This is a genomic window from Mycobacteroides salmoniphilum, assembly GCF_004924335.1.
GTDB classification, from domain to species: Bacteria; Actinomycetota; Actinomycetes; order Mycobacteriales; family Mycobacteriaceae; genus Mycobacterium; species Mycobacterium salmoniphilum.
Window position 1 is genome coordinate 3407970 of the sequence record NZ_CP024633.1, and the last position, 24637, is coordinate 3432606.

23 protein-coding genes are annotated in these 24637 nt (G+C 64.5%); 6 read left to right on the forward strand and 17 right to left on the reverse strand.

The window, feature by feature from the left end:
- The first annotated feature begins 119 nt into the window (after positions 1-119).
- Positions 120-2069: an acyl-CoA dehydrogenase family protein gene (locus DSM43276_RS16945; RefSeq protein WP_078330871.1), complete on the forward strand. Its 1950-nt coding sequence runs from the start codon at positions 120-122 to the stop codon at positions 2067-2069.
- Here DSM43276_RS16945 and lpqB read toward each other — a convergent pair.
- The 4 genes from lpqB to DSM43276_RS16965 are packed head-to-tail and all read right to left on the reverse strand — an operon-like array spanning position 2066 to position 7826.
- Positions 2066-3817 (reverse strand): MtrAB system accessory lipoprotein LpqB, encoded by a 1752-nt coding sequence (lpqB, locus tag DSM43276_RS16950; RefSeq protein WP_078330870.1) that lies wholly within the window; start codon positions 3815-3817, stop codon positions 2066-2068. The two genes, DSM43276_RS16945 and lpqB, sit on opposite strands and share 4 nt — an antisense overlap.
- Positions 3817-5544 carry an MtrAB system histidine kinase MtrB gene (mtrB, locus tag DSM43276_RS16955; protein WP_078330869.1) on the reverse strand — a complete coding sequence of 576 codons (1728 nt, stop codon included), beginning with the start codon at positions 5542-5544 and terminating at the stop codon, positions 3817-3819. Before mtrB ends, lpqB begins: the two co-directional genes overlap by 1 nt.
- Positions 5541-6227 (reverse strand): two-component system response regulator MtrA, encoded by a 687-nt coding sequence (gene mtrA / locus DSM43276_RS16960; protein WP_078323749.1) that lies wholly within the window; start codon positions 6225-6227, stop codon positions 5541-5543. The genes mtrB and mtrA overlap by 4 nt, the downstream gene beginning before the upstream one ends.
- A gap of 51 nt (positions 6228-6278) precedes the next feature.
- On the reverse strand, positions 6279-7826 hold the full coding sequence (locus DSM43276_RS16965; RefSeq protein WP_078330943.1) for an AMP-binding protein: 1548 nt from the start codon (positions 7824-7826) through the stop codon (positions 6279-6281).
- 286 nt (positions 7827-8112) lie between these two features.
- Between DSM43276_RS16965 and DSM43276_RS16970 the strand changes: the two genes are divergently transcribed.
- Complete coding sequence (locus DSM43276_RS16970; protein WP_078323748.1) at positions 8113-8835, forward strand: MgtC/SapB family protein; 723 nt, start codon at positions 8113-8115, stop codon at positions 8833-8835.
- Positions 8836-8892: 57 nt separating this feature from the next.
- On the opposite strand, the gene DSM43276_RS16975 is transcribed toward DSM43276_RS16970, so the two are convergent.
- The 12 genes from DSM43276_RS16975 to DSM43276_RS17030 form a co-directional block, all read right to left on the reverse strand.
- Positions 8893-9531: a dTMP kinase gene (locus DSM43276_RS16975; protein WP_078330868.1), complete on the reverse strand. Its 639-nt coding sequence runs from the start codon at positions 9529-9531 to the stop codon at positions 8893-8895.
- A 68-nt stretch (positions 9532-9599) separates the two neighbouring features.
- Positions 9600-11060: an adenosylhomocysteinase gene (gene ahcY / locus DSM43276_RS16980; protein ID WP_078330867.1), complete on the reverse strand. Its 1461-nt coding sequence runs from the start codon at positions 11058-11060 to the stop codon at positions 9600-9602.
- A 131-nt stretch (positions 11061-11191) separates the two neighbouring features.
- Positions 11192-11812, reverse strand: coding sequence for a TetR/AcrR family transcriptional regulator (locus tag DSM43276_RS16985; RefSeq protein ID WP_078330942.1), 621 nt, complete (start codon positions 11810-11812; stop codon positions 11192-11194).
- A 107-nt stretch (positions 11813-11919) separates the two neighbouring features.
- On the reverse strand, positions 11920-12108 hold the full coding sequence (locus DSM43276_RS16990; protein ID WP_078292346.1) for a rubredoxin: 189 nt from the start codon (positions 12106-12108) through the stop codon (positions 11920-11922).
- A complete protein-coding gene (locus DSM43276_RS16995) occupies positions 12105-12281 on the reverse strand; it encodes a rubredoxin (protein ID WP_078296646.1) in 177 nt (58 codons plus the stop codon). The genes DSM43276_RS16990 and DSM43276_RS16995 overlap by 4 nt, the downstream gene beginning before the upstream one ends.
- 13 nt (positions 12282-12294) lie before the next feature.
- Positions 12295-13524, reverse strand: a complete 1230-nt coding sequence (locus tag DSM43276_RS17000; protein WP_078330866.1) for an alkane 1-monooxygenase — start codon at positions 13522-13524, stop codon at positions 12295-12297.
- A 157-nt stretch (positions 13525-13681) separates the two neighbouring features.
- The gene (locus DSM43276_RS17005; RefSeq protein WP_078330865.1) at positions 13682-15157 is read right to left on the reverse strand and encodes an amino acid permease; all 1476 of its coding nucleotides are present in this window, start codon (positions 15155-15157) and stop codon (positions 13682-13684) included.
- A 53-nt stretch (positions 15158-15210) separates the two neighbouring features.
- Complete coding sequence (locus DSM43276_RS17010) at positions 15211-16134, reverse strand: cation diffusion facilitator family transporter (protein ID WP_078330864.1); 924 nt, start codon at positions 16132-16134, stop codon at positions 15211-15213.
- Between the two features lie 40 nt (positions 16135-16174).
- The gene (gene manA / locus DSM43276_RS17015; protein ID WP_078330863.1) at positions 16175-17392 is read right to left on the reverse strand and encodes a mannose-6-phosphate isomerase, class I; all 1218 of its coding nucleotides are present in this window, start codon (positions 17390-17392) and stop codon (positions 16175-16177) included.
- Entirely contained in the window at positions 17389-18456 is a 1068-nt protein-coding gene (locus DSM43276_RS17020) for a TobH protein (RefSeq protein WP_078330862.1), read from the reverse strand. The genes manA and DSM43276_RS17020 overlap by 4 nt, the downstream gene beginning before the upstream one ends.
- Positions 18456-19856, reverse strand: coding sequence for a phosphomannomutase/phosphoglucomutase (locus tag DSM43276_RS17025; protein ID WP_078330861.1), 1401 nt, complete (start codon positions 19854-19856; stop codon positions 18456-18458). Before DSM43276_RS17025 ends, DSM43276_RS17020 begins: the two co-directional genes overlap by 1 nt.
- Positions 19857-19999: 143 nt before the next feature.
- The gene (locus tag DSM43276_RS17030) at positions 20000-20410 is read right to left on the reverse strand and encodes a DUF3499 domain-containing protein (RefSeq protein WP_078330860.1); all 411 of its coding nucleotides are present in this window, start codon (positions 20408-20410) and stop codon (positions 20000-20002) included.
- Positions 20411-20561: 151 nt separating this feature from the next.
- Between DSM43276_RS17030 and DSM43276_RS17035 the strand changes: the two genes are divergently transcribed.
- Positions 20562-21062, forward strand: coding sequence for a metallopeptidase family protein (locus DSM43276_RS17035; protein ID WP_078323740.1), 501 nt, complete (start codon positions 20562-20564; stop codon positions 21060-21062).
- Positions 21063-21090: 28 nt separating this feature from the next.
- On the opposite strand, the gene DSM43276_RS17040 is transcribed toward DSM43276_RS17035, so the two are convergent.
- A complete protein-coding gene (locus DSM43276_RS17040; protein WP_078324106.1) occupies positions 21091-21345 on the reverse strand; it encodes a WhiB family transcriptional regulator in 255 nt (84 codons plus the stop codon).
- Between the two features lie 390 nt (positions 21346-21735).
- Between DSM43276_RS17040 and cofD the strand changes: the two genes are divergently transcribed.
- Genes cofD through DSM43276_RS17055 form a run of 3 tightly spaced genes read left to right on the forward strand, consistent with a single transcriptional unit; the run spans position 21736 to position 24616 of the window.
- Positions 21736-22704, forward strand: coding sequence for a 2-phospho-L-lactate transferase (gene cofD, locus DSM43276_RS17045; RefSeq protein ID WP_078330941.1), 969 nt, complete (start codon positions 21736-21738; stop codon positions 22702-22704).
- Positions 22701-24077 (forward strand): coenzyme F420-0:L-glutamate ligase, encoded by a 1377-nt coding sequence (locus DSM43276_RS17050; RefSeq protein WP_078330858.1) that lies wholly within the window; start codon positions 22701-22703, stop codon positions 24075-24077. Before cofD ends, DSM43276_RS17050 begins: the two co-directional genes overlap by 4 nt.
- A complete protein-coding gene (locus DSM43276_RS17055) occupies positions 24074-24616 on the forward strand; it encodes an NUDIX hydrolase (protein ID WP_234803089.1) in 543 nt (180 codons plus the stop codon). Before DSM43276_RS17050 ends, DSM43276_RS17055 begins: the two co-directional genes overlap by 4 nt.
- Positions 24617-24637: the final 21 nt, after the last annotated feature.

Consider the following 24637-nt stretch of genomic DNA (forward strand, 5'->3'; position numbering starts at 1 on the left):
CTCCTTCCGAACGCCGTGATTAGACCACTGGTCGGTATGTTAGACCACCGGTCGGTAAACGCACGCGGTGTGCCGCAGAACGCCGCTGCCGCCGATCTGATCTGACTAGGCTCGGATACATGGAGACCCGGACAGCACCCGCCGATGCCGACATCCTCACCTCGAACCTGCGCGTCGCACTCGACGGCCGTTTCGGTCCGATACGCGACGCCGCGCGCGAATACCTGAACCGTGCGGACCTGCTACCCAACCCGTCGCTGACGCTCGAGGAGGCGCGCGCGCGATCACTGCAGATCATGCGCGAGCTGGTTCCCCATGGCTTACCGCAGGCGGGATTCCGCAAGGAACACGGCGGCACCGGAGATGTCGGGGCAGCGATTGTCGGCATCGAGATGCTCGGCTACGCGGACCTGTCGCTCATGGTCAAGGCCGGTGTGCAATGGGGCCTGTTCGGCGGCGCGATCGAAAACCTGGGCACCGCAACCCATCACGAGCAGTACGTGGTCCCGCTGATCAACCTCGATGTGCTCGGCTGTTTCGCCATGACCGAGACCGGCCATGGCTCCAACGTCCAGGCCTTGCAGACCATCGCCACCTATGACAGCCAGACCGGCGACTTCGTCATCAACTCCGAGGGCTCGCTGGCGCGCAAGGACTACATCGGCGGCGCCGCCGAGCATGCCAGCGTGGCAGCGGTTTTCGCGCAGCTCGTCACCGGCGGGCCCGGCGAGGAGGCCACCGGCCGCGGAGTGCACTGTTTTGTGGTGCCGATCAGGAACGCAGACGGCAACGACCTGCCCGGCGTCACCACCAGCGACTGCGGATACAAGGGCGGTCTCGCCGGGGTCGACAACGGGCGCATCGTGTTCGACAACGTGCGGGTGCCACGCGCCAACTTGCTCAACAAATATGCGGACGTCGCCGCCGATGGCTCGTACAGCTCGCCCATCGAGAACGAGAACAAGCGGTTCTTCACCATGCTGGGCACACTCATCCGCGGACGGGTCAGCGTCGCCGCCACCTCGGGTGCGGCGGCCCGCAAGGCCCTGACCATCGCGTCGCGATATGCCCTGGTACGTAAGCAGTTCGACACTCCGGACAGCGACGACGAAGTGATCATCGCCGATTACCTCGTGCATCAACGCAAGCTTCTGCCCTTGATCGCACGGTCGTACGCGCTCGCGTTCGCACAGAACGAACTCACCGAAGAGCTGCATGAAGTACAGACCGCAGATGAGGTGGACGGCGACCGACAGCGTCAGCTGGAAAGCACCGCAGCGGGTTTGAAGGCCACGACCAGCTGGCATGCCCAGAACACCATCACCGTATGCCGCGAAGCGTGCGGCGGCGCCGGGTACCTCGATGCCAACCAGCTCACCATTCTGCGGCGCGACATCGACGTATTCACCACCTTCGAGGGCGATAACACCGTGCTCACCCAGCTGGTGGCCAAGGAACTCCTATCGTCCTACGGCGAGGACGTGCGTGGCCTCAACGCCGTGGGCTGGACGCGGTTTATCGCAGGCATGGCCCGCGACGTGATCCTGGAACGCTCCGCGGCACGGCAGGTCATCCAGACCATCCTGGACTCCTCCGATGAGGACGTCGAGGAATCCGAGCTGAGCAACCGCGGCACCCAGCTACGCCTGCTGCGCAACCGCGAAGATCATCTGCTGCGCACCGCGGCCACCCGGATGCAACGCGCACAATCCGACGACGAGGATCCGTTCGAGGTCTTCAACTCGGCGCAAGACCACATCCTCAAGGTCGGCTCCGCCCACACCGAGCGGGTGGTGCTGGAGGCGTTCATCGAGGCAATCGACAGCTGCGACAGCAAATCAGCACAAGAGCTGCTGGAAAAGCTGTGCGATCTGTATGTCTACAGCGTGCTCGAAACCGACCTGTCGTGGTTCCTCATGCACCGGCATGTTTCGACCGAACGGGCGAAGGCCATCAGGCGCGGTGTCAACCAGCTGTGCGAGGAGCTGCGCCCGCATCTGCGCACTCTGGTCGACGCTTTCGGAATTCCTGAGGCATTGCTCGCCACGGAGATGATCGCCGAGAACTAGCCCGTCAGCACGGGTATCGCCTGCGGCGTCATCAGCGGACGCACCTCGATCCACCGCTCCTCCGGGGTGCCCAGTCCCGTCAGCTGCAGCACGCCACGCGCATCGGCGATGTAGATGATGGCCGGCGAGGCGACAATCGTCGATACCGGAGTCAGCAGATTGCGGTCGTCCAGATCGGAATTCACTCCGTCGAGATTCACGTTGGCCACCAGGTGCGACCCGTCGTTACGCGCCACCACGATGTCGTCACCGGTGCGCCAGGCCAGCGACACCGCGGAGTTTCCGAGGCCGAAACCGAGACGGCGCGGGTGCACCAGTGCGTAATCGCCGTTGTCGGTCTGTACAACCGTCGCCATGATCACCTGGCCGTCGATGATCATGGCGGCACGTGTGCCATCGCGTGACAACGCCAGCTCGGTGATCTGCCCCTTGTAATTCTGTGCCACCGCCGATGATTCGACAGGCAACACCGCCACCATGGCCGTGGTGGCTTCCTGGATGACCCTGACCACCCGGCCACCATCGATGACCACCCATACCGCGTCGTCAAGGGCCCAGGTCGGGCGGGTCAACGTCTTACCGCCGACTGCCTCGCTGCCGTTCGCACCGTTGGCGCCCACCCACATCGACATCAGCGGATCTTCTCCGGCCTGCACCCGGATCACCGACGCCACCTGACGCCCACTACGCGATAGTGCTGCCGAAACTTGGCTTCCCACTTGACCAAACGATCCACGCACCGGCACTGCCGTGTCACGGTCGACCGTCACCAGCGACCCATTCAGCAGTCCGTAGAGGCCCACTCCCGCACCCTCGGAAGCACCGGGGTCGGTTGACGCGACATTCTGCGTGCTCCAGCCCTGCGCCAATTGCTCATCCAGCGGAGCACCATTGACCTGCAGGACGTACGGCCCGGCGATACCGGCGCGCGACAGTGTCCAAATCACCTGCGCGGCAAGGAACTGCCTGGTCCGCTGATCGGGTGTCAGCTCGCCTTCCAGATCGACCCGCACGCCGCCGTAGCCACGCCCCACGTCCACCCTGCTGCCATCGGCGCGTGTCACGGGCCCACGCAACCGCAGGCCGTTCAGGTGATTACGCACCGCCCCGGCCAGTTCCGGGCGCGGACCGGACAGGAGTTTGTAGACCAGCTCGGTGGCCAGCGAATCGGGGTCGTTCACCGCCACATAGCGCGGATCGGGCACCACGGTGCGACCGGCGGGATCCGCGAAGTACACGGTGTATCGCCGATAGGTGGCCTGAAACTGCGCCCAGTCCAGGAAGACTCCGTTGGGTAGCGTGTCGATTCGCCACTCACCGTTGACCTTCACCAAGGTGAACTGGGGATCTTGGGTATCCCCCTGAGCGGTCTCGAACACCCCGATATCGGACAAGGTGCCCAACTTGTTGGCACGCACGTTGATCGTCCACCGGTCGACACCGCGTTGGTCGGCGAATATCGGCGACTCGATGAGCACCGCATCGCCCGCGTCATCCCATGTCCGCGAGCCGGATTCGGTGAGGAACTGCCGGGCTGCCCGGTGCCTGTTCGACGGTTCGGCGGTGGCCTTCAAGAACTCGCGCAAAACCGTCTCGGGTTCCATTCCCGGCGTGGGTGCCGGAACCCCCGGCGGCAGCGGCCGCTGCACCGTTCCGATGGCCTGCGGAGAAGAGGAGGACGGCACCCCGGCACAGCCGGTGATCCCGAGTGCCACCGCGGTCAGGATCGCGGTCACCCTGCGCCGCATCAGGACGACTCTCGCACGTGTTCGGCCTTGGCCCCCGAGGTCCGCATCGGCGTGGTCTCCTGCTCCCCCGGTTGGGTGCCCCGCTCCGCCGGTTGCGTTCCCCGCGAAACCGGCCGGCGCACACCAGCACTCGGACGGCTCACGGGGTTCAACGGAAGGGGGCTGGTCGTCACTTTATGCCCGCGGACCAAGGGCACCGTCAGTCGGAACAGCGCCCCTTTACCCGGTTCGCCCCACGCCTCCAGCCGTCCCTGATGCAACCGGGCGTCCTCGACGCTGATCGCCAGCCCCAGTCCGGTACCGCCGGAATGACGCTTGCGCGACGGGTCGGCACGCCAGAACCTGTTGAACACCAGTTTTTCCTCACCGGGACGCAGACCCACCCCGTGATCTCGCACGGTGACGGCAACGCTGTCGATATCGGCGGCCATTCGGATGGTGACGGGCTTGTGCTCGCTGTGGTCGATCGCGTTGGCGACCAGGTTACGTAGAATCCGTTCCACGCGGCGGGGATCCACCTCCGCGATGATCTCGCTGTCGGGCATGTCCAGCTCTACCACGGTGTCCAGCTCGTCGGCCAGGTGCTTGACCGAGGCCACCACCGTCTTGACGGTGTCGCGCAGATCCACCTGCTCCACGGCGAGCTCGGCCACACCGGCATCGTGCCGCGAGATTTCCAGGAGATCGGCCAGCAGCGTTTCAAACCGGTCCAGCTCATTAGTCATCAGCTCGGCGGAACGCTGCAGCGCCGGGTCGAGCTCCTCACGGTTGTCGTAGATGAGATCGGCCGCCATCCGCACCGTCGTCAGTGGGGTACGCAGTTCATGGCTGACGTCGGAGGTGAAGCGGCGCTGCAGATTTCCGAACTCTTCTAGCTGGGTGATCTCGCGCGAGAGGCTTTCCGCCATATCGTTGAACGACACCGCGAGCCGCGCCATATCGTCGACACCGCGCACCGGCATGCGTTCTGACAGATGTCCTTCGGCGAACCGCTCCGCAATGCGGGAGGCCGACCGCACCGGCAGCACCACCTGACGTGCGACCAGCAGTGCGGCGGCGGCCAGGAGCACCAGCAGCACCACACCGCCGGTGACGATGGTTCCGCGCACCAGCGAAATGGTGCTTTCCTCGCTCGACAGCGGGAAGACCAGGTACAGCTCGAGCGCGGTGACCTTGGACGTCGTCGGCGAACCGATGACAAGGGCCTTCCCCGAGAAGCTCTCGGTATGCACGGTCGAGTACTGATAACTGACCTGGCCGGCCTTCACGAATTCGCGCAGCGGGCCCGGGATCTGGGTGGCCGGCCCCGACGATGTCGCCTCGCGGGGCCCGTCACCGGGAACCAGCAGGACCGCGTCGAACGCCCCGGCGCCCCCGCCTTCGGAACCCTTGCTGCCGTTCAGCAGCTGGTTACGGGCCAGCTCCAGGCTGCTTTGTAGTGAACGGGTTTCCTCGCCGCCGACGTCATCGCTGACGATGACCCGCGCACGTTCCATCTCCTCTGTCGCGACCCGAATCTTCGATTCCAGGATGCGATCGGTCACCTGGCTCGTGAGCACAAATCCCAGGATCAGGATGACCAGGGAGGACAGCGCCAAATTGGACACCACCACCCGCACCTGCAGGGAACGGCGCCAGGTGAACCCGACCGCTCGACTCAGCGCCTTCAGTCCGCGTATCAGTGGTGCCGATCGCCGCTGAATGCGCCGCTTCGAGCTGAAGATCACGGGGGTCCGGCCTTATATCCCACTCCTCGAACGGTCAACACCACGGTCGGATTCTCCGGGTCCTTCTCGACCTTCGCCCGCAGCCGCTGCACGTGGACGTTCACCAGCCGGGTATCGGCCGGGTGACGGTAACCCCACACCTGTTCGAGCAGCACATCACGAGTAAACACCTGGCGCGGTTTACGTGCCAGCGCCACCAGAAGGTCGAACTCCAGCGGCGTCAGGGAGATCTGCTCGCCCTCGCGCGTCACCTTGTGCGCGGGCACATCGATCTCGATACCCGCGATGTTCAGCATCTCGGCCGGCTCATCGTCGTTACGCCGCAACCGGGCACGGATGCGGGCGACCAGTTCCTTGGGTTTGAAGGGCTTCATGATGTAGTCGTCGGCGCCGGACTCCAGACCGAGCACCACGTCAACGGTGTCGGTCTTGGCGGTGAGCATGACGATCGGAACACCGGAATCGGAACGCAGCACCCGGCATACGTCAATGCCATTCATGCCGGGCAGCATGAGGTCCAACAGAACCAGATCAGGGCGCAGCTCGCGAACGGCGGTGAGCGCCTGGGTACCGTCGCTCACCACTGCCGTCTCGAAGCCCTCCCCGCGCAACACGATGGTGAGCATCTCTGCCAATGACGCGTCATCGTCGACAACAAGGATCCTTTGCCTCATAGATCCCATCGTGTCACTAGATCGTGACAAAACCGGGGTACCAAGGGGGCGAGTTGCGAACTAGTCTCCGGCGAGCTGCGCACGGACCTTGAACTTCTGAATCTTGCCGGTGGCGGTTCTGGGTAGAGCGTCGACGAACTCGACACGCTTGGGGCACTTGTACCCGGCCAGATTCTCCCGGCAGTGTGCGACGAGGTCGGGCCCCGTTGGCGGATCGGCCCCCGGGGCCGCCTCAGCGATCACCACGACCGCCGTGACGAGCTCGCCCCATTTCTCGTCGGGCACGCCGACGACCGCTGCCTCCCGAACCCCGGGATGAGATATCAGCGCGTCTTCCACTTCAATGGAGGACACGTTCTCGCCACCAGTGATGATGATGTCCTTCTTGCGGTCCGAGATGTTGAGGTAACCATCGGACATCGATCCGCGGTCACCGGTGTGAAACCAATTGCCTGCCAACGCCTCCGTGGTGGCCTCCGGCTGGTCCCAGTAGCCGTCCAGATTCGTGTTCGACTGGGTGAGCACCTCGCCATCCTCGGCGATCGACACCCGCACCCCGATCGCCGGAGCGCCCGCGCGGCCCAGCATGCGCGCCTGCTGATGGTCGTCGAGGTCTGCCCATTCGGACCGAAACCGATTCATCGTGATGAGCGGTGCGGTTTCGGTAAGTCCATAGATCTGAATGAACTCCCAGCCGAGTTCGGCGCGCACTCGCGCGATCGTGCGCGTCGGGGGCGGCGCTCCCGCCACGATGATCCGTACCCGGTCCCGTCCGGGAATGGGTCCTTGCCAACGCGCGGCGGCATCCAGCACGGAATCGACGACCGTTGGCGCCGCACACATCACGGTGACGCCGTGTTCCTCGACGCGCCGCAGGATCTCATCGCCGTCGACCTTGCGCAGCACGATGTGCCGACCACCCATTCCGGTCGCCGCGTACGGCCAACCCCAGCCGTTGCAGTGGAACATCGGCAAGGTGTGCAGCAGAACATCGTCATCACGCAGGGTGGCGTGCAAGCCGAAGACAACGGCGTTGAGCCAGATGTTGCGATGGGTCAGCTGCACACCCTTGGGCCGGCTCGTGGTACCCGAGGTGTAATTTATTGTGGCAGTAGATGATTCAGCACCCGACCACGGCCGAGGGCTAGCCGGGTTGGGCGGCTCCTTCTCTCCGGTTACCCCGAAAATCGCGGCATCATCCTCACCCAGCACGAAATTGTGAGGGGCGCGCACGGTGTCCAGCAGGCCGCGCACCTCCGGATCCACGATCAGCACCGAGGCACGCGAATGCTCGACGATGTACTCGATCTCGGCGGGTGCCAAGCGAAAGTTGATGGGCACCAGGATCCGTCCCCACCCGGACACCCCGAAGAACGAGGTGAGTAGTCGCGCGCTGTTCTGCGAGACGATCGCCACGCGCTCCCCCGGTCCGATGCCGAGATCGTCGAGCGCCGCGGCCTGCCCTCGCGCCCGCTCGGCGAGCTGTCGATAGCTCAACGCTCCCCAGGAGGGCGCCGGTTGCGTCGGCTCGTCCACCACCCCGATGCGGTCGGGGTACACCAACTCGGCACGGTCCAGGAAATCTCGCACACTCAGGTCGAAGAACACGCACCAATCCTGCCGTCCCGCTCGCCATGTGGCGTGGATATCCACGAAGCGAGGGTGCATCTTGCCGGTCACCGGCAGACAGGTGTTTAATGATGGCGCTTTGTTCAGCAGTGGTTCATGTGCGCTTTGCGCCAACGCCTAGGAGGTGACGCGACTATGTCTGATAGTCAACCTCCGAGTATCCCCAGCGCCTTCTAACGCAGACCCGGGTCGCGCTCGAAGGCGCTCTTGTTGCACCACACATGTGTGTGCACCTCGAAGCCACTGCGAGAGAACAGGACCCTTCATGAGTCATTGGGATGTCATCATCCGCGTAGCCCTGGGATTTGGCCTGGGTTGCGTCATCGGGATCGAACGGCAATGGCGCGCCAAGAACGCCGGCCTACGAACCAACGCGCTGGTGTGTCTGGGCGCGACGCTCTTCGTCATCATGGGTGGCTACAGCTTCCATGGCCCCGGCGCTGATCCAACTCGCGTTGCGGCACAGATTGTTTCGGGTATCGGCTTCCTCGGCGCCGGTGTGATCATGAAACAGGGCGCCACCATCACCGGGCTGAACACCGCCGCCACCATGTGGGCCACCGCCGCCGTGGGCGCGCTGGCCGGCGGCGGGATGTACGACGTCGCGGTCGTCGGCACCGTGGCCATCGTGCTGGCCAATGTGCTGTTGCGGCCGCTCGGACATCTGCTGGATCGCCAACCGGCCATCGGCCGCGAGTCCGCACCCGCGGCGTACCTCTTCGAGGTCACCACCACCGACGAAACCGAGGCGCATATCCGGGCACTCACCGTACAGGCCGTCAGCAGGCCGGAATTCGCGCTGCAATCGGTGCGGTCCTATGACGTCGAAGACGGCAAGCATGTGCGCGTCGTGGCGAAACTGAGCGCCGAAGAGCGCAACGACTCGCTGCTGGAGTCCGCGGTGAGCCGCCTGTCCATGGAACCCGCGGTCTCATCGGTGCGCTGGCATGTCGATCGCGAGGAAGAGGCCGAAGCCAGTGAGTGGTAAGCACATCCGTCGAGTGTGAAGATAGGGCGGCATTTCGGCCGAATACCCGCCGCATTTTCACACCCGGTGCAGGAGCTTTTCCGCAAGCGCATCCGGATCGCCGCCGTCGGTGACGACCCACGGCCCGCCCCAATTACGTTGCGCCAGATCGGCATATGCCGCGGACACCCGTGACTGCAGATCCGAATCACGCTCATAGGTGTCGCGGGTGCGGTCGCTGTCCTGCTGCTCGCGCTGCCGCGCACGCTGCTGGGCGAGCTCCGGGGAAACGTTCAGGAACACTTGCCAATCGGGGTGCGGCAGGCCGAAGCGCTCGTATTCGAGCTCATACACCCAGCGGGCCATCTCACCGTCGCCATCCTGATGCAGTCGCGCCGCACCATAGGCGGCGTTAGAGGCGACCCAACGATCCAGGATCACCAGGTCGTTGGCGCGCGCCAGCTCCGTCAACGCTTCAAGGGCATCGCGCCGATCCAGCGCGAACAGCAGTCCCATCGCATACGCGGAGGACACCACATCACCGTGCCCGCCTGTGAGCGACTCGGCGGCCAGGTCCGCATGCACCGAGCGTCCATAGCGCGGAAAGTCCAGCGTCGCAACGGATAACCCCTGGGCATTCGAACGCGCTATCAACTTCTCGGTAAGCGTGCGCTTGCCCGCGCCGTCGACACCCTCGATCGCAATCAGCTGGCCCACGGCTGGTCAGCCTACGCAAAGGCCCCCGGCACCGGAGTGCAAGGGGCCTTTACGCGCGTCAGCGGAGATCAGTAACGGTAGTGCTCCGGCTTGTACGGGCCTTCCACATCCACACCGATGTACTCGGCCTGATCCTTGGTGAGCTTGGTCAGCGTGCCGCCGAGAGCCTCGACGTGAATGCGCGCCACCTTCTCGTCCAGGTGCTTGGCCAGTCGGTAGACCTCGTTGTCGTACTCGTCGTTCTTGGTCCACAGCTCGATCTGCGCGATCACCTGGTTGGAGAAGCTGTTGCTCATCACGAACGACGGGTGGCCCGTGGCGTTACCCAGGTTGAGCAGACGGCCCTCGGACAGCACGATGATCGACTTGCCCGAGTCTCCGAAGGTCCACAGGTCCACCTGCGGCTTGATGTTGAGCCGGGTGGCACCCGACTTTTCGAGGGCAGCCATATCGATCTCGTTGTCGAAGTGACCGATATTGCCCAGGATGGCCTGGTCCTTCATGGCCTTCATGTGGTCCAGCAGGATGATGTCGTAGTTACCGGTGGCGGTCACCACGATGTCGGCATTGCCGATGGCCTCCTCGACGGTCACGACGTCGAACCCGTCCATGAGCGCCTGCAGCGCGTTGATCGGATCGATCTCGGTGACCTGCACGCGAGCGCCCTGACCCGCGAGGGACTCCGCGCAGCCCTTGCCGACATCGCCGTAGCCACAGATGAGGACCTTCTTGCCGCCGATGAGCACGTCGGTGCCGCGGTTGATGCCGTCGACCAGCGAGTGGCGGGTGCCGTACTTGTTGTCGAACTTGCTCTTGGTCACCGAGTCGTTGACGTTGATGGCCGGGAACGCCAGCTCGCCGGCCGCGGCGAACTGGTACAGGCGCAGCACGCCGGTGGTGGTCTCCTCGGTGACGCCCTGGACCGATGCGGCGATCTTGGTCCACTTGTCCTTGTCGGTCTCGAACCGCTCACGCAGCAGGTTCAGGAAGACCTTGTACTCGGCCGAGTCGTTCTCGTCCGCGGGCGGCACGACGCCAGCCTGCTCGAACTGCGCACCGCGCAGCACCAGCATGGTGGCGTCGCCGCCATCGTCGAGGATCATGTTGGCCGGCTCGCCGGGCCAGGTGAGCATCTGCTCGGCGGCCCACCAGTACTCCTCCAGTGTCTCGCCCTTCCAGGCGAAGACCGGGGTGCCCTGGGGCTCTTCCGGGGTGCCATGGGGGCCGACCACGATGGCCGCCGCCGCATGGTCCTGGGTGGAGAAGATGTTGCAGGACGCCCAGCGCACCTCGGCCCCGAGCGCGACAAGCGTCTCGATGAGCACCGCGGTCTGGATCGTCATATGCAGCGAGCCGGAGATGCGGGCGCCCTTGAGCGGCAACACTTCCGCATACTCCCGACGCAGCGTCATCAGGCCAGGCATCTCATGCTCGGCGAGACGGATCTCCTTACGGCCGAACTCGGCCTCGGAAAGATCGGCCACCTTGTAATCAATGCCGTTGCGTACGTCGGCTACCAGCTCGGTCATCGCTACCTCAATCGCGTCTCGTGAATGTTTCTTGCATGTCAATTCAACTGACACACACGGGTCCGTCACCAGGTTAGCGCGTGCGAGCGATCGATAGTTAGATCAGGTAGCGAGATTTATGGACGTGCAGGTCACTGGGGGCCACTCCCGCTTGCGGGGGCCTTGTCGGCGAGTGCGTTGGCCTCGACGAACGGGGACAACAGGCGCGCCATATCGAGCGCCACATCATGATCCGATTCCGGCGGCATCGACACGTAACTAATCGCCAGCCGCACAATCGACCTCGCGAGGATCGCGGCGTCCTCCGCACTGGCGGACACCCAGCTGTTCGCGAACGACTCGGTGAGCCGGGCCGACGCCGGTAACACGATCACGGCACTGTCCACCGTCACCAGGCGCATCAGCTCAGGCTTGGCCTCGCCCGTCAGCAGCGCGATGACCATGGGATCTGCGGCGCTCTCGGCGAAGAAGGCGGCGAATCCCTGATGCAGCGCGCCATGGATATCACCGACATTGGCGTATATCGCGTTGTTGACGGAGTCGGCCAGACGCAGCGCCAACCGCAGGGCATACCCCTGGGCCAGGCCCTGCCGGGAGCCGAACTCGTTGTACAGCGTCTGCCGACTGACACCGGCCCGACGAGCCACCGCGGACATCGTCACCGCCGACCAGTCCTGCTGCCGCAGCAGATCCCCGAGAGCATCGAGAACCGATTCACGAAGCAACGCCCTCGCGGCCTCGGCGTACGGCACTCGTGGCGTCACACCGGGGAGCCTGACAGGGGCGCTCGCTGTCGTCAATGCGCCCCTCGCCGGCAGTGCGTCCGTCGCGGATGAGCCGCTTGCGCGAAGACCTGCCGTCATGGCCGCGCGATCTCCACCATCACGAAGTCGGCCTTCGCGGCGCCGCAGTCCGGGCAGCTCCAGTCCTCGGGAATGTCATCCCAGCGCGTACCCGCCTCGATACCGTCCTCCGGCCAACCCACGGCCTCGTCGTACTGAAATCCGCACTGCATGCATTCGTACAACTTGTAGTCGTTCTCGCTCATGAGTCCGCTCCTACTACTTCCTCAAAATCGATCTTCTCGCGCACTCCGCAGTCGGGGCAGCACCAGTCGTCGGGAACCTCCGACCACGCCGTCCCGGCCGGGAACCCCTCGCGAGGGGCCCCCGCGCTCTCGTCGTACACGTACTGACATACCGGGCAACGGTACTGGGACATTTTCGCGGACATATCAGGCCGCCTGTTCCGTCACGCCGTACTTGGCCAGAATCTTCGCGCGCTTGCCCGGCTGGACGTTCACCTTGGTGATATCGCCGTTGTAGTGATCCAGCACCCGTTGATCCATGACCTTGCGCCACAGTGGCGGGAAGTACGCCAGCGTCAGCATCGTCGCGTATCCGCTGGGCAGGTTCGGAGCGCCGTCCATGCTGCGCAGGGTCTGATAGCGCCGCGTGGGGTTGGCGTGGTGATCGCTGTGCCGCTGCAGGTGGTACAGGAAGATGTTGGTCACCAGGTGATCCGAGTTCCAGCTGTGCTTGGGGGTGCAGCGCTCGTACCGTCCGCCGGCGACCTTCTGCCGCAGCAGCCCGTAATGCTCCAGGTAGTTCACCGTCTCGAGGAAGGTGAATCCATAGATCGCCTGAATGATCAGGTACGGGATGACCGCGGTACCGAAGATGGCGATGGTGACCCCGAACAGCACCACCGTCATCAGCCAGGCATTCACCACGTCGTTGCTCGGGTGCAGCACAAAGCGATTCAGCCGCTTCATGCGCGTGGCCTCAAGGTTCCAGGAGGACTTCAGGCTCCCCCAGACGCTGCGCGGCCAGAAGCCCCAGAACGTCTCGCCGAATCGCGAGCTGGCCGGGTCCTCTGGTGTCGCGACGCGCACGTGGTGTCCACGGTTGTGCTCGATGTAGAAGTGGCCGTAGAACGTCTGCGCCAGCGTGATCTTCGAGAGCCAGCGCTCCAGTTCGTCCTTCTTGTGTCCCATTTCGTGGGCAGTGTTGATGCCGACTCCGCCGAGCACACCGATCGATAGTGCGATGCCCAGCTTGGAGATCCAGCTGATGCCGTTATCGAACCCGATCCAACTCAGGTCGGTGGCGGTGAAGTAGTAGGCCCCCAGGAAGAAGCTCGCGTACTGGAACGGGATGAAGATGTAGGTGCAGTACCGGTAGTACTTGTCATTCTCCAGCGCCTCCATCACCTCATCGGGCGCGTTCTCGCCGTCGGCGCCAAAGCGCAGATCCAGCAGCGGCAGGAGCACGTACACCAGCAGTGGGCCGATCCAGAAGAAGAATGGCGAGAACTGCTGCCACCCGAGCTGGTTCATCGCATAGACAAGAGCCGTCGCGATGAAGATCGCGGTGGGCGGGATCATGCCGTACAGCCACATGTGGCGCTTGCGGTCGCGCCATGCGGCGGGCAGGTCGTGGGCTGCGTCAAGGTTTGACGTCATCGTCACTTCTCCTCGGTTCAAATCTTCGTGAGGTGCGTCACCGAACAGATTTGACGATAGGACATGATTCGTCGCTTGTCTAGACAAATAAGTATGTTTTGTAAAGTGCCTGGTGGTGCGCGTCACCCAGAAAGGGGCCAACGGAGACGGAGGCGGCCTACTGCTCGACGGCCACGCGGAGCCCGAGCACCGAGTGCCGGCGACTGTAGGCGAAGTAGACGATCACGCCGATGAACATCCAGGCCAACGCGAACATCCAGGTGCGCACGGCAAGGTTGAGCATCAGCCATCCGCACGCCAGGATCGCGACGATCGGCAGCCACGGCACACCCGGGGCCCGGAAGGCACGCGGTAGGTCGGGACGGGACCGCCGCAGCACGATGACGCCGGCCGAGACGAGCACAAAGGCGAACAGCGTGCCGACATTGACGATCTCCTCCAGACCCTCGATCGGGGTGAAGGCTGCGGCCAGCGCGACAAGGAAGCCGACGATCAGGGTGATCCGTATCGGCGTACCGTGCGATCCGGTTCTCGCCAGTTCACGCGGCAACAGTCCGTCGCGGCACATCGCGAAGATGACCCGGATCTGTCCGAGCATCAGCACCATGACGACCGTGGTCAGCCCGGCCAGCGCGCCGATCGCGATGACCTTGGCCGCCCAGTCGACACCGTTGAGGTGGAAAGCCGTGGACAGGTTCGGATGCGAATCAGCTGCTCGCAGATCGCTGTACTTGACCATCCCGGAGAGCACCACTGTGACCGCGACGTACAGGACGGTGACGATGACGAGCGAGGCGATGATGCCGCGCGGCACATCCTTTTGCGGGTTCCGTGTTTCCTCCGCCGTGGTGGCGACGACATCGAAGCCGATGAACGCGAAGAACACGATCGACGCGCCCGCTAACACCCCGAACCAGCCGTACTGGCTTCCGGAACCGCCGGCGACGAACGAGAACAGGGACTGATCCAGTCCGGTCCTGCTGGAACTCCCCGCCTCCGCCGGTGGGATGAACGGGGCGTAGTTGGACGCCTTGATGAAGAAGGCCCCGACGATGATCACCAGCAGCACCACCAGAACCTTGACCGTGGTGATGACGAGAGACACCCGCGAGGACAGCTTGGTGCCGACAGCGAGCAGCACCGTCAACACCGAGACAATGAGCAATGCACCCCAGTCGACCTTGAGCGCTCCGAGATGCACTGCGCCACTGGAGAACCCAAACACCGTGCTCAGATAGCTCGACCAGCCTTTGGCGACGGTGGCCGCGCCGACCGAGAACTCCAGAATGAGGTCCCATCCCAGGATCCAGGCGGCGAACTCGCCGAACGTCGCATAGGAGAACGTATAGGCGCTGCCGGCAACAGGAATGGTCGATGCGAACTCGGCGTAGCACATGGCGGCCAGACCGCACCCGATCGCGGCCATGATGAAGGAGAGCGAGATCGCCGGACCGGTGACATTGGCCGCAGTCGACGCCGTGACGGTGAAGATACCGGCTCCGATGACCACCGAGACCCCGAAAACGGTGAGGTCCCACCACGTTAGGTCCCTACGGAGCTTTGTTTCCGGCTCATCGGTGTCTGCGATCGACTGTTCGACAGACTTCGTTCGCCACAATCCGCTACCTGGCATTACGGCAGTCTCGCACAAGCCCCATGCTCACGATGGTTGATCACACCGGCTAGCTAAGAATTGACGGTCGAACGATCCAGATCGGGCTCGAGGTAGATCACCTGCGCGATCGGCACCGCCTCGCGCACCCGCCGTTCTGCGGCGTCAATCGTGGCAGCGACCAGCGGCAGATCCGCGTGAGGAGCGATCGCGATCTTGGCCGCGACCAGCAGCTCCTCCGGGCCCAGATATTGGGTACGGCAATGAATTACCCGTTCGACGTGATCGGTTCCGGTCAGCGCATCCAGGATCGCCTGCTCCTGCGCCGCGGTCGCACCTTCGCCGATCAGCAGGCTCTTCATCTCAACCATCAGCACAATCGCGATGATGCCCAGCAGTACACCGATCGCCATGGTGCCGATCCCGTCCCAGACCGGGTCGCCCGTCAGGATCGTCATGCCCACGCCAAACAGTGCGAAGGCCAGCCCCAGTAGGGCACCGGTGTCTTCGAGCAGCACGACGGGAAGCTCGGGGTTGCGTGAGTTACGGATGAACTGCCACCAGCTGGCCTTGCCCTTAAGCGGTTTGGACTCCACGAACGCGGTACGAAAGCTGTAGCCCTCCAGCCCTATCGCCAACACCAGGATCACGACCGCAACAATGGGCGACTGAAGATGCTCGGGTGCGTGGATCTTGTGATAGCCCTCGTACAGCGCGAAGACCGAACCAAGGGTGAACAGCACCAGGGCGACCACAAACGAGTAGAAGAATCGGCTACGCCCATATCCGAACGGGTGCAGGCGATCTGCTTCCTTACTTGCCGCGCGCTGTCCGTAAAGCAGCAGGCCCTGGTTAGAGGTATCCGCCACCGAGTGCACGGACTCGGCGAGCATCGACGAACTCCCGGTGATCAGGAAGCCGACGAACTTGGCCGCAGCAATGCCGGCATTGGCCGCCAGCGCCGCGATGATCGCCTTCTTACTGCCGCCTGCAGACATCGACTCTCCTTCTGTTCCCTACGCCTTGCGCCGTGGATCGCTATGCGTCCGCGTCGACTGTTGCCATGAACACGCGGGCATCGGACTGCCCGATCAGCGTGACACTTCCACCGTCGGCAGGCACCCACACCGACTGTCCCGCGTGCACCGCGAGGTCCGGACCCGAACCGTCCAACCGCACGCCGCCTTGGGTACACAGCAGTATCCGCGGTCCCTTGATCCCTATCGGTATGCGCTCGCCATCCACCAGATCGAAACGCGACAACGCGAATTCCCTGGCGGGCGTCAGATACCGAGTCTGGGCACCGTCGGTGACGGTCTCGACGTGCAGGTGCTTCTCGGCCGCAGGCGAGAAATCCAGCACCCGAAGCAATTCGGGTACGTCGACGTGTTTGGGGGTGAGCCCGCCCCGCAGCACGTTATCGGAGTTGGCCATGATCTCAACCGCCAGGCCGCGCAAGTACGCATGCAGGTTTCCGGCGGGCAGATAGATCCCCTCCCCCGGTTCCAGGGTGAGCCGGTTCAACAACAGCGAGGCAAGCACGCCCGCATCGGCGGGATACCGCTCACCCAACTCCAAGAGTGTGCGCGCCTCGCCGACGAAGCGCTCATCCCCGGAGGACAAATAACGCACCGCGCCGTCGAGCACCGACGGCACCAACAGATCCAGGCTCGGCTGAGGCAGGGTTATCCAGGTGGTGAACAGGGCTCGCAGCCCGTCGGCATCGGACTGACCGGCCAGCAGATTCACATACGGCGTCAACGCATCGACATCCAAAGCGCGAAAGAGTTCGACGGTATCGCCGGGATCACGGAAGCCCGCCAGCGCCTCGAAACGGTCCAGCGCCACAACCAGTTCCGGCTTGTGATTGCGATCGCGATAATTGCGCACCGGAGAGTTGAGCGGCACCCCCGCCGCCTCTTCGTGTGCGTACCCGTCGGACGCCTGCCGCGCACTGGGGTGGGCCTGCAAGGACAGCGGCTCATCAGCCGCCAGCACCTTGAGCAGGAACGGCAGCTGATCACCGAACTCGGCCACCGACGCCGGTCCCAACTGGCCTGCCGGATCCGCTGCCACCACATCGAGCAATGAGTGTGCGCCACTGTCGGTTTCCAGGTAGGCCGGGTCGGCCGGGTGCGCACCCAGCCACAGTTCGGCCTCGGGGTGCGGTGTAGGCGTGGGGCGTCCGGTGAACTCGGCGATCGCCGTCCGCGAACCCCAGGCGTACGTCCTGATCGCCCCCCTGAGCAGATTCACAGCCCGGATCTCCCCCCGCCAAGCCGGGCGTACACCGAGGCCATTTCGAGCCGCGTCGCGAGCATCATCAGCTGCGCGAGCTCCGACGGCTGAGCCCCCAGGTCGCCGAGGTCGGTGGTGCTCACCAGCTCGGTCTCGTCGACGCCATCGATCCTCGAGGCAACCGATTGGAAGTCGCTATCGGTCGCAAGAGCAAGGATCCGCGGTCGACCACCACTACGGGGACCATCGATGAACTCATCATGAAACAGCGAGCTCTCACCAGAGCTCCTGCTCGACAACGTGTCCCGCATCGCGGCCAACGCCTGCGGGAGACCGCATGCGGTCGCGGTGCGCTGCGTCAGCCTCAGCAGCGTCGCCGCCGCGTGTTGAGCCAGCGCCACGGTGGCCGATCGATCCCCGCAGAACACCACGGGACCACCGGTCAAGCGCGTGGCAATCACCTTGGCGGCGTTGGTGAAGACCTCCCGCCCCACGGTGTTTCGGGATACCTCACCATCCACCTCGTCGGCGATGGTCATGACGTCAGGTGCGACGGCCTTATCGAGCGCTCCCAGCACTGCCACGCCGACGGCCAGATTGTGGGCGAGGCTGAAAGTGTCCGGCACCCGCAAACGGGGTGCCAGCGAAATCGTCCGCCCGGCACCGGCATATGCCAAAGGACCCTCATCGGGTGCGGCAATGACAACCCGGGCACCACGGCGAGTACCCACCGACACCGCAGCACCGAGGGCCGGGTCACCGGCATCGTCGCCGGCGACCACCATGACATCGAGCGGGCCTACCCATACCGGTGCGCGGGTGGCAGTCAGGAACGGAAGGCTCACCGTATCCGACAGTGCCCCAGCCAAAACCGCTCCGGCCGTGGCGGCGGTGCCGCGACCCGCCACCCAGACGACGGCGCGCGACCGGTCCTCCGACTGAAGCGACTCCAGGGCGCCCTCGGCAACGGCGGTGCCGACAGCACGCACCTGCGAGCCAGCCATCGACGCGGCCTGCAGCGAGCCATCGCGGTCTGCCGCCAAGAGCGCCTCGGCGTCGTCGAGATCGATGGTGGCGTTCATCAGGTCGCGGCCTCGGTGCGGTCGACCAACGCGGTGACTCGTGCGACCACGGCCGCCACATCTTCGTCGGTGCGCGCCTCCACATTGAGGCGCAGCAATGGCTCGGTGTTCGAGGTGCGCAGGTTGAACCACGTCCCGGTGCCGATGTCGACGGTGACACCATCGAGGTGGTCGATCGAAACTATCTGTGTACCAAATGACTTCAGTACTTCATCGATACATGCCTTGGCATTCGACACGCGGAAGTTAATCTCGCCGGAGGACGCGTACCGCTCGTAATCAGACATGAGATCCGACAGCGGCCGGTCTTGCTCACCGAGAGCCGCCAGCACATGCAGCGCCGCCAGCATGCCGGAGTCGGCACCCCAGAAGTCGCGGAAGTAGTAGTGCGCGGAGTGCTCACCGCCGAAGATCGCCCCCGTCTCGGCCATCAACGCCTTGATGAACGAGTGACCGACTCGCGACCGCACCGGCGTTCCCCCGTGCTCGACGACGAGCTCGGGGACGGCACGAGAGGTGATCAGGTTGTGGATGACGGTGCCACCGATTTCCCGCTCCAGCTCTCGGCGCGCCACCAAAGCGGTTACCGCGGAAGGAGATACGGCCCGTCCACGCTCGTCAACCACAAAGCACCGGTCGGCATCACCATCGAAGGCCAGACCGATGTCGGCGCCTTCCGAAAGGACAAAGGCCTGTAGATCGCGCAGGTTCTCAGGATCGAGCGGATTGGCTTCGTGGTTGGGAAAATTACCATCCAACTCGAAGTACAACGGCGCGAGCGCGATCGACGCAATCGCACCCAGCACCGCCGGTGTCGTGTGCCCGGCCATGCCGTTTCCCGCATCCACTGCCACCCGAAGCGGGCGCGCGCCATTCAACTGAACCAGTGACCGCAGGAACTCGCCATACTCGGCGAGGACATCACGCTCGGAGACGGTGCCCGCCGGACCGTCAAACACCGGCACGCCGTTGATCAGCTCATCGCTGATGATGGACAGTCCGGTGTCCTTGCCCACGGGCTTGGCACCCGCGCGGCACAGCTTGATTCCGTTGTAGGCGGCCGGATTGTGACTGGCGGTGAACATGGCCCCCGGGCATTCCAATATCCCCGAAGCGAAATACAGCTGGTCGGTGGATGCGAGCCCGATCAGCACGACGTCAACACCCTGTGCGGTAACACCCGCGGTGAACGCCTGCGCCAGACCGGGCGACGAGTCCCGCATGTCGCGACCCACCACGATCCGCAGCGGTGCATCGGCGTCCGCCCGCTCGGCTTTGACCAGCCGCGCGAACGAGGAACCCACGTCGAAGACAAAGGACTCGTCGATCTGCTCACCCAGAAGGCCACGAACGTCGTACGCCTTGATGACTGCGTGGACAGCGTCGGCGGACCGGGCCATGACGAGAGTGCTCCTATTGATCTATCGAGAGAGAGGACGTTAGGTGTCGCTGGCCAGCCTAGTGGTCGGCGAGTATCCAACGTGAACGTCCGGCGAGAGGCTACAGAATGTCATCAGGCCGAGCCGAAAGTACCTGATCAGAGTTACTCGGCTGGATCAGGCAGAACCCGCAGGTGCCCACGACGCCGCCCGACCGGAGCCGGATGCACGGGCCTGGGGGCAGCCGAGGTGGCGGGCAATCCCATATCGAGGGCCGGCTCGCTGAATCCGGCCGCGGCCACCCGGACACCGGCAGGTTCCCGCACCGCGTCCGCCAGGGCAACCAGGTCGTCATCCTCGGGATTCGATGGCAAGGGACCGTTGTACCGGACGAGCTCCCACCCACGGGGCGCGGTGATCCGGCTCGCGTGCTGCGCGCACAGATCCCACGAATGCGGCTCGCTGGACGTGGCCAGCGGCCCGACCACGGCCGTCGAGTCCGCGTAGACGAACGTCAACGTCGCCACAGCGGGACTCGGGCACCCGGGCCGACAGCAACGACGGGGGGCTCTCACAAACGTTGAGGCTAGCGTGCGCAAACACGTTCCGACCCGCAGACACGCGCTGTGAACCGACCGAGACCCTCCGGTGATCGGGCAGAGACCCCGGGGTGACCGGCTCGTTGTATTCGTCAGCCACAGGCGCCACACCGTTACCATTTCCCGTATGTCACGTGATGGACGGCGCGGCGGCTCGCCGAGCGGGTCGAGCTCGCAGGGCTCTCGAAGGGGGCGCGATTTCCGTGGCCCACTCCTACCGCCGACCGTTCCCGGCTGGCGCTCACGCGCCGAGCGTTTCGATATGGCGGTCCTGGAGGCCTATGAGCCGATCGAACGGGCGTGGCAGTCACGACTGGAGGGTCTGGATGTGGCGGTCGATGAAATTCCACGCATCCAGCCGAAGGATCCCGAGTCGGTGCAGTGGCCGCCGGAGGTCATCGCGGACGGACCGATCCCGCTGGCAAGGCTGATTCCTGCTGGTGTGGACACCCGGGGAAACACCACCCGGGCACGAATTGTCCTATTCCGCAAGCCGATTGAATTACGCGCGAAGAAATCTGGGGATTTGTCGGATCTCCTGCACGATCTACTGGTCGCGCAGGTTGCCACCCACTTGGGGGTGGAACCGTCGGTGATCGACCCATCCATCACCGACGAGGGCGATTAACCCGCCCAGTCGAGCACAGAACGCGGAGCTAGATGATGCCCCGCTTCAGGCGACGGCGCTCACGCTCGGACAGCCCACCCCAGATGCCGAACCGCTCGTCGTTGGCCAGCGCGGACTCAAGGCACTCGTCCTTGACCTCGCAGCCCTGGCAGATGCGCTTGGCCTCGCGAGTCGACCCACCCTTCTCAGGGAAGAACGCCTCGGGATCGGTCTGTGCGCACAGTGCCTTCTCTTGCCACTGATCGTCAGCGACACCGATCAGTGCATCAACATCGTTCTGCACCAACGTCAGATGCGGACGTGCGGGCGGCAAGCCCGTCGCACCCGTGCCAACGCCGGAACTCAGCTCGTCGTGTACGCCAAATTCATTGCGCCCAAACAGCATCGTCCCGCCTCCTCACTGTTCCTCTTGCATCCCAATACAGCTCGTAATGCCCGGTTTCGTGCCACATCTTAGTTTTCTCGGCCATTCCCATTCGAACATCTGATCGAATCCCAGTCTGCGCCTGTAACTTCCAAACTCAGCCCGAGGAATGACACTGGTGTGATTACACACGTGTTCGCTGCCGGGGTCAAGCGAAGGACGAAAATTCATACCATCTGCGACCGACAAAATCGGCGTGGCGCCCTCGTGGCGTGTCGCATCATTGCCGGCGCACTAGTCTGGGTCAGCGTGAAACTCACCGTCCTCGTCGGCGGCGTCGGCGGAGCGCGCTTCCTGCTCGGCGTCCAGCGCTTGCTCGGATCAGACTCCAGCAAGCATCAGATAAACGCCATCGTGAACATTGGCGACGACGCCTGGATGCACGGCGTCAGGATCTGCCCTGACCTGGACACCTGCATGTACACCCTGGGCGGAGGGGTCGACCCCGAGCGGGGCTGGGGACACCGCGACGAGACCTGGAACGCCATGGAGGAGCTGGCGGCCTATGGCGCCCAGCCCGACTGGTTCTCGCTCGGCGACAGGGACCTGGCCACTCACCTGATACGCAGTCAAATGCTGCGAGCCGGTTACCCGCTATCAGCGGTCACCGAAGCGTTATGCAATCGATGGCAGCCCGGAGTCCGGCTGTTACCCGCCAGCGACGACCGCTGTGAGACCCATGTGGTGATCACCGACCCTGCCGACGGAGAGCGGCGCGCCATCCACTTCCAACAGTGGTGGGTACAGCACCGCGCGCAGGTCCCCACGCACAGCTTCGCGTTCGTCGGCGCGGACGAAGCAAAGGCCGGCCCGGGTGTTGCCGAGGCCATTGGCGAGGCCGATGTCGTCTTGCTGGCCCCGTCCAATCCGGTGGTGAGCATCGGGGCGGTCCTGGCGGTCGGCGGAGTTCGCGGGGCGCTCCGCACAACCCCCGCTCCGGTCATCGGGTACTCGCCGATCGTGTCCGGCAGGCCGCTCCGCGGAATGGCCGACGAATGTTTGCGCGTGATCGGTGTTGAGGTGAGCTCGCAAGGTGTCGGGGAACACTTCGGCGCCCGCTCACAGACCGGCATCCTCGACGGCTGGCTGGTCGACGAGGGTGACGCCGCTCACATTGCGGGAGTTCAGGTACGGTCGGTTCCGCTGCTCATGACCGACCCGGACGCGACGGCGGCGATGGTGCGTGCGGGACTTGACCTGGCCGGAGTTACTCTATGACCTCACCTGCGGATTCCCCTGCACCCGAACATGGTTCAGCGGCTCCGGTAGAGATCCTACCCGTTCCGGGCCTGCCGGAATTCCGCCCCGGCGACGATGTCGCCGGGGCCATCGCCGCGGTGGCGCCGTGGGTCCGCGACGGCGATGTGATCGTGATCACTAGCAAGATCGTTTCCAAGGCCGAGGGTCGAATCGTGGCCGCGCCCACCGATCCCGAGGCGCGAGACAACTTACGGCGCAGGCTGATCGACTCCGAATCTGTCCGTGTGCTGGCCCGCAAGGGCAAGACACTGATTACCGAGAACATCATCGGCATCGTGCAGGCCGCCGCCGGAATCGACGCATCCAATGTGGACACGGCGGAACTCGTACTACTGCCCGTTGACCCCGATGCCAGCGCTGCGGCAGTGCGGGCCGCGCTGTCACGCCAACTGGGCGTGAACGTAGCGGTGGTGATCACCGACACCATGGGCCGGGCCTGGCGCAACGGCCAGACCGATGCGGCCATCGGCTCTTCCGGTATCTCCGTCCTCTACGGCTACGCCGGTGCAAAAGATAAGCACGGCAACGAGCTTCAGGTGACAGAGGTGGCTATCGCCGATGAAATCGCCGCGGCTGCCGACCTTGTCAAGGGCAAGCTCACCGACGTGCCGGTCGCGGTGGTGCGCGGCCTGTCGGTGTCCGATGACGGCAGTGTGGCCCGCGATCTCCAGCGCTCGGGCCCGGACGACTTGTTCTGGCTCGGCACCGCAGAGGCCTTGGAGCAGGGGCGCCGCGATGCGGTACTGGTGCGCCGCTCCATCCGGCAATTCGCCGACATGGCAGTCGATCCCGACCTGTTACGCGAAGCCATTGGCGAGGCGCTGACGGCCCCCGCGCCGCATCACACCCATCCGGTGCGATTCGTGTGGGTACGGGATCTGACGAGACGACGCGCGCTGCTGGACGCCATGAAGCAGGCGTGGACCGTCGACCTCAACGGGGACGGCCGCAGCCCCGAGTCCGTGCAGAAGCGGGTGGCACGCGGACAGATCCTCTATGACGCACCGGAGGTCGTGATTCCGTTCCTGGTACCCGACGGCGCACATGACTATCCCGACGAGCGCCGGAATGCGGCGGAACGCACCATGTTCACCGTTGCGGTCGGCGCCGCAGTGCAGGCACTCCTGGTGGCGTTGGCCGCGCGGGGTGTGGGGAGCTGCTGGATCGGGTCCACCATCTTCACAGGAGACGTAGTACGCAGGCAGCTCGCATTGGACACTTCATGGGAACCGATGGGCGCCATCGCGATTGGGTATCCCCACGGTTACCCCGACGAGGGATTGACGCCGCGCGCTCCCCTGCCCGCCGGCCAGATGCTGGTGGAACTGTGACCGGGCTGCGCGAGTCGGCCGTCGAGCTGCTCTCCTTGTGGGAGGCGCCGGACCCAGAGCAGGACAGTCTCCGGCATGCCGTGCTGGCGTTCCTCGACGCCAATCCGGACGCCTGCCGTCGCCGCAGCGCCGCCGGCCATATCACCGCCTCGGCACTGGTGGTCAATCACGACGGATCGCAGGCGCTGCTGACCCTGCACCCCCGCGTCGGTAAATGGCTGCAACTGGGCGGCCACTGCGAGGAAGAGGACTCCACCATCAGGGCCGCCGCGCTGCGCGAGGCCACCGAGGAGTCGGGGATCCCGAATCTCAACCTGGCATCGAATCTTCTTGGAATACACGTACATCCGATCACGTGCTCACTGGGCGTGCCGACGCGCCATCTCGACTTGCAGTTCTTGGCGCACGCACCCGAGGGCGCACAGATCACCGTCAGCGACGAATCACTCGACCTGCGCTGGTGGCCCATCGATGAGATTCCGGATGAAGACCCCTCGGTCGTCATGTTGGCCCAGCGGGCACAGGCACGTCTGCGCTGAGCGCCAGCCTGAGCCCGGGCG

Coding starts and splice junctions, on each gene's coding strand:
- DSM43276_RS16990 (WP_078292346.1), bottom strand. CDS start 12,108: ATGAGCGAGAACGACTACAAGTTGTACGAATGCATGCAGTGCGGATTT.
- DSM43276_RS17050 (WP_078330858.1), top strand. CDS start 22,701: ATGACCTCACCTGCGGATTCCCCTGCACCCGAACATGGTTCAGCGGCT.
- DSM43276_RS17000 (WP_078330866.1), bottom strand. CDS start 13,524: ATGACGTCAAACCTTGACGCAGCCCACGACCTGCCCGCCGCATGGCGC.
- lpqB (WP_078330870.1), bottom strand. CDS start 3,817: ATGCGGCGCAGGGTGACCGCGATCCTGACCGCGGTGGCACTCGGGATC.
- mtrA (WP_078323749.1), bottom strand. CDS start 6,227: ATGGGATCTATGAGGCAAAGGATCCTTGTTGTCGACGATGACGCGTCA.
- DSM43276_RS16945 (WP_078330871.1), top strand. CDS start 120: ATGGAGACCCGGACAGCACCCGCCGATGCCGACATCCTCACCTCGAAC.
- ahcY (WP_078330867.1), bottom strand. CDS start 11,060: ATGACCGAGCTGGTAGCCGACGTACGCAACGGCATTGATTACAAGGTG.
- DSM43276_RS17010 (WP_078330864.1), bottom strand. CDS start 16,134: ATGTCTGCAGGCGGCAGTAAGAAGGCGATCATCGCGGCGCTGGCGGCC.
- DSM43276_RS16970 (WP_078323748.1), top strand. CDS start 8,113: ATGAGTCATTGGGATGTCATCATCCGCGTAGCCCTGGGATTTGGCCTG.
- DSM43276_RS17020 (WP_078330862.1), bottom strand. CDS start 18,456: ATGAACGCCACCATCGATCTCGACGACGCCGAGGCGCTCTTGGCGGCA.
- DSM43276_RS17025 (WP_078330861.1), bottom strand. CDS start 19,856: ATGGCCCGGTCCGCCGACGCTGTCCACGCAGTCATCAAGGCGTACGAC.
- DSM43276_RS17005 (WP_078330865.1), bottom strand. CDS start 15,157: ATGCCAGGTAGCGGATTGTGGCGAACGAAGTCTGTCGAACAGTCGATC.
- DSM43276_RS16995 (WP_078296646.1), bottom strand. CDS start 12,281: ATGTCCCAGTACCGTTGCCCGGTATGTCAGTACGTGTACGACGAGAGC.
- DSM43276_RS17035 (WP_078323740.1), top strand. CDS start 20,562: ATGTCACGTGATGGACGGCGCGGCGGCTCGCCGAGCGGGTCGAGCTCG.